Consider the following 14,957-nt stretch of genomic DNA (forward strand, 5'->3'; position numbering starts at 1 on the left):
CGACTCCGACCCCGCCGACCCCGCCGTACGCTGGGCTGGTGACCAGCCAGTCGACGCCGCGGAGGGTACCCCCCAAGGTCACCGACGCGCTCCTCGCCGTGGGCGTCGCCGTCACCGTGTCGATCGTCATCACGGCGAACGAGGGTGGCCGACACGGTCCTGACCCGGTCGCGTACCTCTGGGCGGTCGGTCTTGGCGCACTGATGCTGGTCCGGCGGCGTTACCCGGTGGTGGTGCTGGCGGTCAGTGTGCTCGGCCTGTTCGCCTACTACGCCGCCGGTTACCCGGCCATCGGCCTGGCCGTGCCGGTCGCCGCCGCGCTCTTCTCGGCGGCCGAACACGGCCGGATCACCGCCTCGGTCGTCGCCGCCCTGCTGGTGACCACGGTTTCGGTGATCTTCCGGCTCGCCGAGGGGCAGGATTTCTCCTTCGTCGTCGGTTACGAGCTGGCCGGTCACGTCCTGCTGATGGGTGCGGCGATCGCCCTCGGTGACAGCCTGCGGTCGCGGCGGGCCGCGCAGGCGGACGCCCGCCGCATCGCCGAGCTGACCGAGGCCAGATACCGGCAGGAGGCCCAGGCCCGGCTGCGGGACGAGCGGATCGCCATCGCCCGGGACCTGCACGACTCCCTCGGCCACACCACCTCGGTGATCGCGCTGCACGCCGACGTCGCCCGGGAGGCGCTGGGCCGTGACGACGACGCCGCCCGGTCGGCGCTTGAGCTGATCCGGTCCACCGCCCGTCGCAGCATGGACGATCTCCGGCGCACCGTGACGCTGCTGCGGTCAGCCGACGATGCGCCCCGCACGGTCGTCTCGCTGGCCAACCTCGACGCGGTCACCCGAGCCGCCTCCGCCGCCGGGTTCGACGTCGACGTGCACGTGGCCGTGGACACGCCGCTACCAGCGCCGGTGGAGGCCGCCGCGTTCCGGATCGTGCAGGAGGCGGTCACCAACGTCGTCCGGCACTCCACCGGCAGCCGCGTCGAGATCCGCGCCGAGCAGGACAGCACCCACCTCACCGTCACCGTCGCCGACTCCGGCTCCGACCCGCTCCCCAGCGCAGAGCCGGCGCACCACGCGGTGTCAGCAGGCGGCGCGGAGCGGGCCGAACCGTCGGCTCGCGGCGCTGCCGCGACCGGCACGGTCGAGCCGCCAGCCAACAGCGGCAGCGGCAGCGGCAGCGGCAGCGGCAGCGGCAGCGGCAGCGGGCACGGTATCGCCGGAATGCGGGAACGGGCCGAGAGCCTCGGTGGCACGCTCACCGCCGAGCAGCGGCGGACAGGTTTCGTGGTGCGGGCGGTACTACCCCTGCGGGAGCCGGTATGACCAGCGTGCTGGTGGTCGACGACCAGGATCTCGTCCGGGCCGGGATAACCACCCTGCTGACGGTCGACCCGCAGCTCACCGTGGTCGGGGAGGCCGCCGACGGCCGTTCCGGTCTGCGCCTGGCCCGCCAGTTGCGGCCGGACGTCGTACTCATGGACATCCGGATGCCGGTGATGGACGGCCTGGCCGCCACCGCGGCGATCCGCGCCGACGAAACCCTGGCGGACACCCGAGTCCTGATCCTGACCACCTTCGACGACGACGAGGACATCATCGAGGCGGTCAGTCTGGGTGCGGCCGGCTACCTGCTCAAGGACACTCCCTCGGACGATCTGCGTCGAGCGGTGCACACCGCTGCGGCCGGCGGAAACCTGCTCTCGCCCACGGTCGCCCGGCGGGTCATGGAACGGCTCGCCGCCGCACCACGACAGCCGCCGCCCGATCCTCGACTGTCCGTGCTCACCGACCGGGAGCGTGCCGTGCTGGCCCGGGTCGGGCTGGGCGAGACGAACGACGAGATCGGCCGGGCGCTGTTCATCAGCCCGGCGACCGCCCGCACGTACGTCAGCCGCCTGCTCACCAAGCTGAACGCCCGCGACCGCACCGCGCTCGCCGTCATCGCCCACCGCGCCGGCCTCACCCACCCACCGCCGCGTTGATCAAGAAGTTTTCGTCGTGGATCCGCGCGATCCACGACGAAAACTTCTTGATCACCCCTGTGGAGACGGGGGTGGGGTATTAGGGTGCGGGGGTGTTGCTGCGGATGTCGATGTCGCTGATCCGGACCCTACGAGAAGATCCGACCGACGCGGAGGTGCCGAGTCATCGGCTGCTGCTGCGGGCCGGATACATCCGACGGGCCGCGCCCGGCGGCTACACCTGGCTGCCGCTGGGCAGGCTGGTGCTGGACCGGGTCACCGAGATCGTGCGCGCCGGGATGACCGCGATCGGCGACCAGGAGGTGCACTTTCCGGCGCTGCTGCCCGCCGAGCCGTACCGGACCAGCGGCCGGTGGACGGAGTACGGCGACGACATCTTCACGCTGGCCGATCGACGCGGCGCCGAACACCTGCTGGCACCGACCCACGAGGAGTTGGCGGCGCTGCTGGTCAAGGATCTGTTCACCTCCTACCGGGACTTCCCGGTGACGTTGTTCCAGATCCAGACCAAGTTCCGCGACGAGGCCCGCCCGCGTGCGGGTCTGCTGCGCGGGCGCGAGTTCCTGATGAAGGACGCGTACTCCTTCGACCTGGACGACGCGGGCCTGCGCGTTGCGTACGACCGGCACCGGGCGGCCTACCAGGAGATCTTCGACCGGCTCGGCCTCGACTACACGACGGTGCACGCGACGTCGGGAGCGATGGGTGGTTCCGCGTCGGAGGAGTTCCTGGCCACCACGCCGGTCGGCGAGGACACCTATGTCGGCTGCACCGACTGCGACTACGCGGCCAACACCGAGGCGGTGACGACACCCGCTCCGGCGGCCGGTGACCCGCACGTACCACCGGCCACCGAAGTGCACGACACCCCGGAGACGCCGACCATCGCCAGCCTGGTCGCGCTGGCCAACGACCGTCGGCTGGCCGGTCGCAGCGACTGGTCCGCCGCCGACACCCTCAAGAACGTCGTGCTGACGGTACGCCGACCGGGCCGCACGGAGACCGAACTGCTCGTGGTCGGGTTGCCCGGCGATCGGGAGGTCGACCTGAAGCGGCTGGCCGCCGCGCTGGCACCGGCCACCGTGGACGTCTTCGACGCCTGGGACGCGTATCCCGAACTGGTCCGGGGCTACCTCGGGCCGCAGATCTTCGCCAAGCTCGGCGTCCGCTACCTGGTCGACCCCCGGGTGGTGCCCGGAACCGCCTGGCTGACCGGCGCGAACGAGCCCGGTCGGCACGCCACCAACGTGGTGTGTGGCCGGGACTTCGTCCCGGACGGCACGGTAGAGGCGGCCGAGGTGCGCGCCGGTGACCCCTGTCCGGCCTGCACGATCGGCCGGTTGACCATGCGCCGGGGGATCGAGATCGGGCACATCTTCCAACTCGGTCGTCGCTACACCGATGCCTTCGCCGTGGATGTCCTCGGTCCACAGGGCAAGCCGGTCCGACCCACCATGGGCTGCTACGGAATCGGTGTCTCCCGGGTCGTGGCGGCGATCGCCGAGCAGCACCACGACGACCGGGGGCTGGTGTGGCCGACGTCGGTCGCGCCCTGTGACGTACACCTGGTCGCCGCCGGTAAGGGACCACAGCTCGACGCCGCGCTCGCGCTCGGCGACCGACTCGCCGAGGCGGGCCTGCGGGTGCTGGTCGACGACCGGACGGCCGTCTCCGCCGGGGTGAAGTTCACCGACGCCGAACTGATCGGTATCCCGCGCACCGTCGTGGTCGGACGCCGACTGGCCGACGGGTACGTCGAGCTGCGTGACCGGGCGACCGGGATGCGCACCGAACTGCCGGTGGCGGACCTGGTGGAGAACCTGTCAGGCGGGTAGGCGGAGTCGGGGTGTAGCGATCGGGGGACGGGGTACCGCAGTCTGATCGGCTCGACGCATCTCTGGAGGCTCTCATGACCGGTTACCGGGTCGTTGACGTGATGACCAGGCAGGTGATCTACCTGCCGGCGGAGACCACCCTGGACGAGGCGGCGAAGGTCATGAAGGAGGCCGACATCGGCGATGTCGTCGTCACCGACGGCGCCAACCTGGCCGGCATCCTCACCGACCGCGACATCGTGGTACGCGCGGTGGCCGAGAACGCCTCCGCCACCGACACCACCATCGGTTCGATCGTCACCCGTGAGGTCGTGATGATCGAGCAGTTCTGCACCGCCAGCGAGGCCGCCTCACTGATGCGGGAGCGCGGCATCCGCCGCGTCCTCGTCTGTGACAACGAGCGCAAGCTGGTCGGCATCGTCTCCCTCGGCGATCTGGCCATGCAGCTCGACCCCACCTCCGCACTCAGCGAAATCACCGAACAGTCCCCCACGGTGTAAGGAAGGGCACCTTATTAACGCCTGCGGTATAGGAAGGGCCCCTTCCTAACACGTGACTCGGTTCCAGACAGCGGCCGGTAACCTGGCGGGATGCCCGAGATGCCGAGCAGGCTGGCCGAGATCGTGGACGAGTTCGTCGCAGCGCCGCGTGACGTGGTGTTGGAGATGCTGCTGGAATACTCCGACGCCGTACCGCCGCTGCCCGCCGGGCATCCCGGGCACGAGGGCATGGAACAGGTCGTGGAGTGCCAGACGCCGTTCTTCCTGCGGGCCGAGGTGACACCCGAGGGCACCGTCGACACCCTGTTCGACTGCCCACCGGAGGCACCGACCACCCGGGCCTTCGCCGGCATCCTCGCCGAAGGGCTGGCCGGCGCCACCGCGGAGCAGGTCCTCGCCGTTCCGGACGACCTCTACCAGCGGATGGGCCTGGCGCAGGCGATCAGCCCGCTGCGGGTACGCGGCGGCACCGCCATCCTGGCCCGGCTCAAGCGACAGGTCCGCGAGCAGACGGCCTGAACGGGTCGACCCGCCCTCGACGCGCCGAGGGCGGAGCCCAGGTCCACCCGGCACGGGAACCACCGACTGCCACCGTGACCTGCGCGGCAGTCGGGAACAGACCCGCCGGTCAGCGGGTTGTCCCCGGGCATGGAGATCGACATTTACGCCGACCTGGTCTGCCCCTGGTGCTGGATCGGTCGACGCCGCCTGACCCAGGCGCTCGCGTCGTACGAGGGAAAGGTGACCATCCGGAACCGGCCCTTCCAGCTGGACCCGTCACCGGTTCCGTCGCCGCGCCCGATGCTCGACGTGCTGGCCGAGAAGTTCGGTGGCCGGGAGCAGGTTCGGCAGATGGTCGACCGGGTCGTCGAGGTCGGGGCGAGCGTCGGTCTGGACCTGCGCTACGACCGGATGATCGCGGCCAACATCTTCGACGCCCACCGACTGACCAACTGGGCTGGCCAGCAGGACCGTGACGGGGAACTGGTCGAGGCGCTGCACCGAGCCCACTTCACCGATGGCGTCGACATCGGCTCCCGGGAGGCGCTGGCCGAGGTGGCCGCCACCGTCGGGCTGGACGGCGACGACGCCCGCCACTTCCTCGACTCCGAGCAAGGGGTGGCCGAGCTGACGGCCGAGTTGGCCGCCGCCCGACAGCTCGGGGTGACCAGCGTGCCGACCTTCGTGCTCGCCGGGAAGTACGCGATCACCGGGGCGCAGGAGGCGGACACCCTGCTCGCGGCGCTCGCCGAGGTCGAACGACGGGAAGCCGCCGCCAGCTGACCGCCAGCCATCGACGTCGTTGATGTTTCACGTGCAACGACATCGACAGATGGCGATCGTCACGCCGGCTTGGCCAGGTCCTCCACCACTCGCGCCCCGGGCAGCGCGGCCAGCGCCGCGCCCGGCAGCACGATCTTGCTGTGTCGTACGCCCGACCCGATCACCACGTGCGGCGTGGCCACCACCCGTGCGTCGACGAGGATCGGCCACTGCAACGGCAGCCCGATCGGCGTGATCCCGCCGTACTCCATGCCGGTCAACTCGACCGCGTCGGCCATCGGCGCGAAGCTCGCCTTGCGGACGTCCAGCGCCCGCCGGGCCACCCCGTTCACGTCCGCCCGAGTGGTGGCCAGCACGAGGCAGGCAGCGTAACGGGTCACCCCCTCACGCTTACCGGCCACGACCACACAGTTGGCCGATTCGTCCAACCCGACGTCGTACGCGGCGCAGAAAGCCGCCGTGTCGGCGAGGTCGGCGTCGATCGGCGCGACCAGCACCGCGTCCACACCCACCGGGGAGTCGGTCGGCCACTGGTCGAGCGCGGCGGCGACCGGCGCAGCCAGCAGATCGGCACGGGTACGCGCGGGCTCGGTCTTCAACGTTCCCATCACGTCTGTGATCGTCGCATCCGACGTCGGCGAGGCGTACGGGGACCAGACCGTCAGCCCTCGTTGGTCAGGAAGCCGTGGCGTTCCAGCAGCGCCCGGTCCCGGGCGGCGGCCATCTCCTCCGCCCGCGCGGCCTGGACGCGGCGCACCTCGATGTCCTCCATGGCGTGCCGCACCGCGAGTCGGATCACCCCGTAGAGGAAGACGAATCCGCAGACGTACAGGAGGCTGGTGACGACGAACGTGAGCATGGCTCGACGGTAGGGCGAACGTGAATCCGGGCAGGTGTCATCAGGTCGGCGTTCGCCCGTACGTGTCGGGTCGGGCCGTACCCAGGACTCACCGCACCAGATTCCCTGCGGTGATCACCACGAACAGCGCGATGACCGCCTCGCTGACCACCCAGGAGTGGCTGTCCGCCCACTGGCGAATTTGCGGCAGCACCACGGCCGCCCGGCTCCCGAGCAACAGCAGGGCCAGCAGCGGAAGGGCGAGCAGGGTCAGGGTGAGCAGTACGAAGGGCAGCAGATGCCACCACGGCTGACCGTGTCGGGCGGCACTGGCACCGACGGCGGCCATGGTCAGGTCGTCGGACGGCATGGCCAGGAAGAGCAGCAGACCCATCTTCAACGCGTACCCGGGGCTCGCGTGCTGGATTTGGCCCATCCAGCGTGGCGGTCCGCCATGCCGCCGCAGGAAGACGACCACCGCCAGCACCACGAGCAGCGCCAGGACCAACCAGTCGAGCCACCGTTCGAGCGCGCCGCGCCCCACCCCGGTGAAATTGATCTTCAAGAGTCGGACCGCCAGCCAAGCCAGGGTCGTACCACCGAACACGACGATCGCCGCGCCCGCCAGATAGCCCAGCGAGGCCGCCCGTGGCCGGTCGGACGAAGCGAGGAAGACCGCCGCCACCAATTGGCTGCCGGCGACCATCACCACCGCCATCGGCAGCAACGTCAGAAAGGTCACGCCAGCTCATCCTGCCGGTCGCACCGGCCACGCGTGGCCGCAACGGCGATCCAGCCACCGCCTGGTCACCAGGCGGTGCTGCGACCGGACCGGCACCCCCTGGCAGGAGGCACCGGGCCCGGTCAGGCCGATCGCGGCATGGGCACGACCCCGGCACGTCACGCTGCTGACCCCCGATGTGCAACAGTGCGACGCTCACCCGCCCCACAGGGCACACCGGTCCGCGCCAGAGCTCTGACAGGACCAGCGGGTCGGGCCCGCGACCGATCGACCGCAGCTCAAGACTCGGCCCTGAACCCACCTTCAAGTCAAGAGTGACGCGGCGCACTCAACCGCCAACGGGGCGTCACCTCAGGCGGACTCCATCGCCTCACCCAGCCCCTTGGCGAGCCCGGACAGGTGCTGGTCGGCCAGCAGGTGCCCGGCCGTGATCACCAGCGCCAGGGGCCACTCGATCACCTGGAGTGCGGCCAACACCCCGATACCGGCGTAGTACGTCAGCTTGTCCGGCGGGGGCACAGCCACCTCACCGAGCCACGGCACGTTCACTCGGCGGGTGAACGCCTGCACCGTCTCATTGGTCCCACTGAGCTGTCGTGTCAACGTACTCATCTCGCCTCCCCATGCCGGACGACGCACCACGGATTCCTCCACCGCCCATCTCCATGCGTGCCCGAGCAGGAAAGTTTTCCCAGCTCCTGGGGGCATAAGGGACGTCCGGCCGGGAAGCCAGGCCGCCGGGCACGAACGGTAGGAGGCGAGAATGCGGTTTGGCGCCGTCGGAGCACCTCCGGTGGTGGGAGCCGCCTCCCGCAGCGTCGGTGCCGCCGCGACCCGCCTCGCCCGAGCGATCGGGCTGACCAGCCGGCGAATATGGTCACGCCCCGGCCGACACCACATCGAGGTCCACGGCGTCTGCCAGGACGGCGGCGACACCCTCGCCCGACAGGTCGAGACGGCGCTGGAACGCATACCGGGCGTGAACTGGGCGCGGGTCAACGCCCCCTCCGGTCGGGTGGTCGTCGCCGTCGACACACCCGGCCCGAAGGTACGTGAGCTGGTCGCCACCATCGCCCGGGTGGAACGCACCTGCCCGCACGAACCGGATCCGGACATCCCGCCGCCGCACCCACCGGAGGAAGGACCGCGCACCCCGCGTACGCTCGGCGCCCTCGCCTCCGACGCGCTCGGCCTGACCATCTCCGCGGCCACCCGGATCCTGCCCATCACGCCGGTCCCCGGTGAGGTCTCCGGACTGCTCAGCGCCATCGACCTGCACCCGAAGCTGCACGCCCTCACCGGTCTGGGACTACGCCGCGACCCACGCGCCGAGGTCCTCTTCCCCCTCGCCGAAGCGGTGGTGCAGGGCCTCACCGGTGGCTGGACGGGAATAGTGCTCGACGGCGCACAGCGGATCGTGCAGTGGGGTGAAGGGCTGGCCCAGCTGCGAGCCTGGGAGAAGGCCGAGTCCCGGCTCACCGGCGAACCGGATCGCGCCATCGCCCGGGTACCCGCCGACGAGCGTCCCTGCCCGAAACCCGACGGCTCCGTCGAGCAGTACATCAACCGAATGCTCGCCGGTGGTGCCGCCGCCTTCGCCGCGGCGACGCCCGTGGTCGGTCCGAAACGGGCCGCCGCACTGGGCCTGTCCGCCCTGCCCAAAGCGCCGGGCAGCGGACGCGAAGGCTACGCGGCCCAACTCGGCCGGATCCTCGCCCGCCGTGGCGTCATCGCGATGGACCGCAGCGTGCTCCGCGAACTCGACCGCATCGACACGCTGGTGCTGGATGCTCGGATCCTCGGCTCCGACCGGGCCGTCCTGGCCGACCTGGCCCCCCTGACCGACGCCGACACCTCCCAGGTGGCCGCCCAGGCGTTCGCCCTCTTCGACCCGACCACACCGAACGAGGTACGCCACCTCGACGGTTGGCGACTCGGTCCGCTCGACCGACTCGACGTGCGGGATCCCGGCGACACCGACGACAGTCGGCAGCTGCGCGAACGCGGCGGCACCCTGCTCGGTCTGGCCCACGGCGACACCCTCACGGCCGTGCTGCGGGTGGAGCCGGAGCCGGCACCCGGCGTCGAAGCCCTGCCGACCGTCGCCCGGCAGGCCGGCCTGCGACTCGTCGTGGCCGGCGGCGACCCGCAACGGCACGCCTCCGCCGACGCGCTGGTGCCCGGCGACGACCAGCTCACCCAGTCGGTACGCACCCTGCAACGCGAGGGCGCGGTGGTGATGCTCGTCTCCGGTGACCGATCCGCGCTGGCCGCGTCCGACTGTGGACTGGGCATCGCCGACCACGACGATCCCCCGCCGTGGGGAGCACACCTGCTGGTCGGCACCGATCTGCGGGTCGTCGCCCTGATCATCGAAGCGGCCGGGGTGGCCCGGCGGATGACCGCGCAGAACATGCGGATCGGGCTGGCCGGCACCGGCCTCGGCGCGCTCTCCGCCTTCACCGCCGACCCGGCCCTGCTGCCCGGCCGGACGCTCGCCTCGGTCAACGGCGCGGCGGCGCTGGCCTTCGCTCACGGCGTGTGGCGGGCCGGTCGCCTGACCGAGACGGCCAACGCGCCCGCACCTGCGATCACCGCCTGGCATCTGATGCCGGTGCCCACCATCATCGACCAACTCGGCACCAGCCACGACGGGTTGACCGAGGCCGAGGCCCAGCGCCGACACGCCACCCGACCAGGTCAGGCGGCGGGCCCGGGTGGGCTGCTCCGCGCCTTCGTCGACGAACTCGCCAACCCGCTCACCCCGGTGCTCGCCGCCGGGGCGGTGCTCTCCGCCAGCTTCGGTTCACTGATCGACGCCGCCCTGGTCGGCGGGGTCGTCGGAGCGTCCGCACTGGTCGGCGCGGTGCACCAGCGCAACACCGAGAAGTCGCTGGCCGAGTTGCTGTCCCGCTCGGCGGTGACCGCCCGGGTCCGCCGCGAGGGCGTCGCCCGGGTGGTACCCGCGGACGACCTGGTCCCCGGTGACGTGATCCTGCTCGAATCCGGCGACGCCGTACCGGCCGACTGCCGGGTCCTGAAATCCGTCGGGCTGGAAGCCGACGAGTCCTCCCTGACCGGTGAGTCGCTGCCGGTCGGCAAGACCGACCAGCCGGTGGTCGCCGCCGCCGTGGCCGAACGTTCCTCCATGGTCTACGAGGGGACCAGCATCGCCGCCGGTTGCGGCGAGGCCGTGGTCGTGGCCACCGGCGCCGACACCGAGGCCGGGCGCAGTCTCGCCCTGGCCGGGCAGGCAACACCGGTCAGCGGGGTCGAAGCCCGACTGGGTCGGTTGACCCGCACCGCGATCCCCCTGGCCGCCGGGTCGGCGGTAGCGGTCGCCGGTGCCGGGCTGCTCCGGGGCGTACCCCTGGCCCAGACGGCCGCGACCGCCGCGAACCTGGCCGTCGCCTCGGTGCCCGAAGGACTGCCGTTCCTGGTCAGCGCCGCCCAACTGGCCGCCGCCCGACGGCTCGCCGAGCACGGCGCGTTGGTGCGCAACCCACGCACCATCGAGGCACTGGGCCGGGTCGACGTGCTCTGCTTCGACAAGACCGGCACCCTCACCGAAGGTCACCTGATGCTGGCCGGAGTGGGCGGCGGCGACTCGTACGCCCCGCTGGAGCAACTCGACGACCGGTTGCGACGCACCCTCGCTGCGGCGCTGCGCGCCACCCCCGCCGCCGACGACCCCGAGGAACTGTCCATGCAGACCGACCGCGCGGTGCTTCGCGGGGCCCGCGCCGCCGGGGTCGACGAACAGGACGGGGCACCCGGCTGGCGGGCGGTCGGCGGTCTGCCGTTCGAACCGTCGCGCGGCTACCACGCCACCGTCGGCGCGACCGACGACGGACTGCTGCTCAGCGTGAAGGGTGCCCCGGAGGCGGTGCTTCCCCGCTGCGCCGCCCGTCGCACCGCCGCACGCGACGAGCCGCTAGACGACGCGGGCCGGGCCGACCTACAGCGGCAACTCGGCGAACGGGCTGGCGCGGGGCACCGGATCCTCGCGGTCGCCGAGTGCACCGTAGCCGACCCGGATATCACCGACGACGGCGTACACGGCCTGGTCTTCACCGGTTTCCTGGCGATCGCCGACGGGGTACGCGACAGCGCCGCGCCGGCTGTCCGCCGGATCCGCCAGGCAGGCGTGCACACGATCATGATCACCGGCGACCATCCGGCGACCGCCGAGGCGATCGCCGCCACCATCAGCGACGGGGAGGCACAACGGGTGGTCACCGCCGCCGAACTCGACCAACTCGACGACAACGCCCTCGCCGAGCGGCTGGCCGGCACCGACGTGGTGGCCCGCTGCACTCCGACGCACAAGGTCCGGATCATCCAGGCGTTGCAGAAATGCGGGCGTACCGTCGCGATGACCGGCGACGGCGCCAACGACGCCCCCGCCATCCGGCTGGCGGACGTGGGCATCGCCCTCGGCCAACGGGGCACCCCGGCGGCTCGCGCCGCAGCCGACCTGGTGGTCACCGACGACCGGTTGGAGACCATCATCGCCACCCTGGTCGAGGGCCGGGCGATGTGGTCCTCGGTCCGCCACGCGCTGAGCATCCTCGTCGGCGGCAACCTCGGCGAGATCGCGTTCAGCGTGCTGACCGCCGCCGCAACCGGGCGGGCCGCGCTCAACGGACGTCAACTGCTGCTGGTCAACCTGCTCACCGACATGGCACCCGCGCTGGCCATCGCCGTCCGGCCACCCGGCGGCGACAACGTCGACGGACTGCTCCGCGAGGGCCCGGACAGCTCACTCGGCCAGACCATGACCCGGGAGATCGGGTTGCGAGCCGCCGGCACGACGCTCGGTGCGACCACCGGCTGGATGCTGGCCCGATACACCGGCACCCGGCGACGCGCCGGCACCGTCGCCCTGGTCTCCCTCGTCGGTACGCAACTCGGCCAGACCGTGCTGGCCGGCGGCACCAGCCCGACCGTGCTCGCCTCCACCGCCGCGTCCTTCGGCGTGCTGGCTGCGGTGGTGCAGACCCCCGGGTTGAGTCAGTTCTTCGGCTGCACCCCGCTGGGGCCGGTCGGCTGGACCATCGCCACCGGGTCCGCGCTCGGCGCGACCCTCGCCAACGGTGCCCTCAGCCGGCTCGTCGCGGGGTTCCCGCAGCTCGAAGGCGACCACACAGACGACAACTGACGGTCAGTCTCCGCTGGCGGGATGCCAGGTGGCGGCGGCGCGGCGCAGCCGGTCGTTGACGGCCCGCCCCACCCCCATCTCCGGCACCGGCTCCGCGACGATCTCGACCACCCCGGCCGCGTCCAGTCGATGCAGCGCGTCGAAGAGGCGGGCCGCCGCCTCGGTCAGATCACCGGCGGCGGAGAGCACCTCCACCGCCGTCCAGGCACCCGCCGGTCGATCCCGGAACGCCAGACAACCACGACCCGCACCGGCGGCATCCGCCAGCTCCGCCCCCGGCACCAGCCGCAACGGCGTACGCGGCGCGTAGTGCGCGGCCAACGTGCCCGGCGCGACCGGCTGCCCCGAGTTGCCGGGTCGCACCGTCACCGGACCGGTCACCTTCTCCAACTCCTCAACCGGCAAGGCACCGAGCCGCAACACCACCGGGCGCTCCCCCCGGGCGTCGACGATCGTCGACTCGATGCCGCACCGGCTCGGACCGCCGTCGAGCACCAGGTCCACCGCCGTACCCAACCCGTGCACCACATGCTCCGCACGGGTGGGACTGAGCTGGCCGAACCGGTTCGCGCTCGGCGCGGCCACCGGAACCCCGGCGGCGGCGATCAACCGGCGAGCGTGCTCCTGATCCGGCACCCGCACCGCCATGCTGTCGAGCCCCGAAGTCACGATCGGCGGGATCTGCTCCGGCCGGTCCACGATCAAGGTCAGCGGCCCGGGCCAGAACCGGGCAGCCAGCGCCGCCACGGCCGGCGACACCGGACCCACCAGCGGCTCCAGGTCCGCCGCGTCGGCGAGGTGAGTGATCAGCGGGTCGAAGCTCGGCCGCTGCTTCGCCTCGAAGATCCGGGCCGTCGCCCGCGCGTCCAACGCGTTCGCGCCCAGCCCGTAGACGGTCTCCGTCGGAAAGGCCACCAACCCACCGGTACGCAGCAGGGCTGCCGCCTCACCGAGGTCACCGTCGGCGGGCAGGACACGAGGAGATCCGATGCTCACGCTCAGACGCTAGCCTGCCGCCCACCGCCCGCCCTAACCGGAGCCACGCCGCCACCAGGACAGGTTCGCCAGCGCGTTGGCCGGTCGCGGGGTTTCGGGGGGACAACCAGCGGACCGCAGGTCGTCGAGGAGGGCGATGCCGAACAGGACGACCGCAGCGGTGATCCCCGCCGCCAACGGCGGGGCAGCCAGTAGCGGCACCCCGGCCACGATCAGCAGGGCGACAGCCCCCCAGCGGCGCGGCGAGACGCGGTCGAAGACCGCCCGTTCGAGGGCGGCTCTGCCGAGCAGAAAGCAGATGGGACCGCCCATGATCACGGCGAGCCAGGTCGGATAGATGCGTCCGAGCGGATGGTTCTGGATCAGTACGTGCCCGGCCGCCACGAACATGATCCCGATAATCATCACCACGTGAGCGGTGCCGATGAAGCGACCCAGCGAAGCCGGGTCGCGGGCGCTGGCAACGGCGACCCCCAGCAGCTGCCCCGCACGATGGAAGTAGATACGCCACAGCAGGATCGCGACGACGAACGCGAGATACAGCCCAACTTTCTGGTAGCCGCCCGGCCGATCCGACTTACTGGCGTAGACGATGCCGACCGCGAGAATCGTCTCGCCGAGAGCGATCAGTAGCAACTGCTGGAACCGATCAGCGAGGTGGTGCGGCGCAAGCGCCCACGCCGTATCCTTCCCACGCCCCAGACGGGGCAGCGGCCAGCCCAGCCGTGCCCCGGCGACGTCGACGGCCACGGCCACGGCCACGATCCACCACGTCACCCGCGCCGATCCGGTGTTCAGCGCACCGATGATCCACAGCAGCGCCACCGGGACGGACCAGATCATCGGCCGGACGAGCAGCCGAGCAAGCTTGTGTCCGCGAACGAGGTAGCCGGTCACCAGAACCCGGCCGACGTGGGTGACGGCGAACGCCAGCGCGAAGGAAAGGCCGCCAGCGTCAAAGGCGTACGGCACGCTCGTACCCATGACCAGCAGCGCGAACGCCGTACCCAGAACCACCAGCTGCGTGTTCGGGGACCGTGGGTCGAACCGCGCCGTGACGTAGGCGGTGAGCATCCACGTCCAGATCAGCGGCGCGAACAGCAGCAGTATCTGCCCGATCGCGATCCATCGTCTGGCCACGTCCGAACTCGTCAGGCCCGGACCTTCAAGAGCGGACTCCGCGTACGCCACCAGCCGGTTGAGCGCGAACACCATCACCAGGTCGAAGAACAGCTCCACGTAGGTGGCCTGCTGCGCGCTCTCCGGGCCCCGGAGCACCCCAGCCCCGAAGCGTCCATCCGAAAACCGCCGACTGCTCGCCACCCTTCCATCGCAGCCGATCCGGGGCGGCCTTGGGGCGACATCGGCCGGATGAACACCGTCTGACCAGCGCAGTCAGACCTTCCGATGAGGTCAGGGTCTGCCGCACCCGAGCGCTCTCGCGCGTCCGCCCTCGCTTGCCTTCATGATCCGCTCACCGGGAACTTGAAGGAGGTACACATGGGCACTATCGGGAAAGCCGGCCAAGGGAGAAGATCAGGGCGATTGCGTAGTCGGCTGACGGGCTGCTGACCAGGGATTTCGAGACGAGTTTGGCCTCTGTGGAGGCGCAAG

13 protein-coding genes are annotated in these 14,957 nt (G+C 71.3%); 7 read left to right on the forward strand and 6 right to left on the reverse strand.

Translation table 11 applies throughout. The annotated features are described in order from the left end of the window. Window positions 1–38: 38 nt before the first annotated feature. From ACLQ2S_RS08075 to ACLQ2S_RS08100, 6 genes are all read left to right on the forward strand, one after another. Complete coding sequence (locus ACLQ2S_RS08075) at window positions 39–1,328, forward strand: sensor histidine kinase (protein WP_425701429.1); 1,290 nt, start codon at window positions 39–41, stop codon at window positions 1,326–1,328. Then, window positions 1,325–1,987: a response regulator gene (locus ACLQ2S_RS08080; protein WP_155221776.1), complete on the forward strand. Its 663-nt coding sequence runs from the start codon at window positions 1,325–1,327 to the stop codon at window positions 1,985–1,987. The genes ACLQ2S_RS08075 and ACLQ2S_RS08080 overlap by 4 nt, the downstream gene beginning before the upstream one ends. Window positions 1,988–2,079: 92 nt before the next feature. Then, on the forward strand, window positions 2,080–3,822 hold the full coding sequence (locus tag ACLQ2S_RS08085; RefSeq protein ID WP_309223848.1) for a proline--tRNA ligase: 1,743 nt from the start codon (window positions 2,080–2,082) through the stop codon (window positions 3,820–3,822). Window positions 3,823–3,896: 74 nt separating this feature from the next. Further along, entirely contained in the window at window positions 3,897–4,322 is a 426-nt protein-coding gene (locus ACLQ2S_RS08090) for a CBS domain-containing protein (RefSeq protein WP_155221777.1), read from the forward strand. A 90-nt stretch (window positions 4,323–4,412) separates the two neighbouring features. Next, the gene (locus ACLQ2S_RS08095) at window positions 4,413–4,841 is read left to right on the forward strand and encodes a SufE family protein (protein ID WP_155221778.1); all 429 of its coding nucleotides are present in this window, start codon (window positions 4,413–4,415) and stop codon (window positions 4,839–4,841) included. A 129-nt stretch (window positions 4,842–4,970) separates the two neighbouring features. Next, the gene (locus ACLQ2S_RS08100; protein WP_425701430.1) at window positions 4,971–5,606 is read left to right on the forward strand and encodes a DsbA family oxidoreductase; all 636 of its coding nucleotides are present in this window, start codon (window positions 4,971–4,973) and stop codon (window positions 5,604–5,606) included. 59 nt (window positions 5,607–5,665) lie between these two features. On the opposite strand, the gene ACLQ2S_RS08105 is transcribed toward ACLQ2S_RS08100, so the two are convergent. From ACLQ2S_RS08105 to ACLQ2S_RS08120, 4 genes are all read right to left on the reverse strand, one after another. Further along, complete coding sequence (locus ACLQ2S_RS08105; protein ID WP_155221800.1) at window positions 5,666–6,214, reverse strand: YbaK/EbsC family protein; 549 nt, start codon at window positions 6,212–6,214, stop codon at window positions 5,666–5,668. A gap of 53 nt (window positions 6,215–6,267) precedes the next feature. After that, the gene (locus ACLQ2S_RS08110) at window positions 6,268–6,465 is read right to left on the reverse strand and encodes a hypothetical protein (RefSeq protein ID WP_155221780.1); all 198 of its coding nucleotides are present in this window, start codon (window positions 6,463–6,465) and stop codon (window positions 6,268–6,270) included. Between the two features lie 88 nt (window positions 6,466–6,553). Then, window positions 6,554–7,186: a GAP family protein gene (locus tag ACLQ2S_RS08115; protein WP_309223849.1), complete on the reverse strand. Its 633-nt coding sequence runs from the start codon at window positions 7,184–7,186 to the stop codon at window positions 6,554–6,556. A gap of 351 nt (window positions 7,187–7,537) precedes the next feature. Continuing rightward, on the reverse strand, window positions 7,538–7,798 hold the full coding sequence (locus ACLQ2S_RS08120) for a hypothetical protein (RefSeq protein WP_155221781.1): 261 nt from the start codon (window positions 7,796–7,798) through the stop codon (window positions 7,538–7,540). A gap of 151 nt (window positions 7,799–7,949) precedes the next feature. Between ACLQ2S_RS08120 and ACLQ2S_RS08125 the strand changes: the two genes are divergently transcribed. Continuing rightward, window positions 7,950–12,347 (forward strand): HAD-IC family P-type ATPase, encoded by a 4,398-nt coding sequence (locus ACLQ2S_RS08125; protein WP_425701431.1) that lies wholly within the window; start codon window positions 7,950–7,952, stop codon window positions 12,345–12,347. Between the two features lie 3 nt (window positions 12,348–12,350). On the opposite strand, the gene ACLQ2S_RS08130 is transcribed toward ACLQ2S_RS08125, so the two are convergent. Both ACLQ2S_RS08130 and ACLQ2S_RS08135 read right to left on the reverse strand, forming a co-directional pair. Beyond that, complete coding sequence (locus ACLQ2S_RS08130; protein ID WP_425701439.1) at window positions 12,351–13,319, reverse strand: L-threonylcarbamoyladenylate synthase; 969 nt, start codon at window positions 13,317–13,319, stop codon at window positions 12,351–12,353. Window positions 13,320–13,376: 57 nt separating this feature from the next. Next, window positions 13,377–14,621, reverse strand: a complete 1,245-nt coding sequence (locus ACLQ2S_RS08135; RefSeq protein ID WP_425701432.1) for a low temperature requirement protein A — start codon at window positions 14,619–14,621, stop codon at window positions 13,377–13,379. Window positions 14,622–14,957 lie beyond the last annotated feature (336 nt).

Origin of the sequence: Micromonospora sp. DT48 (assembly GCF_049844495.1) — a bacterium.
GTDB lineage: Bacteria > Actinomycetota > Actinomycetes > Mycobacteriales > Micromonosporaceae > Micromonospora.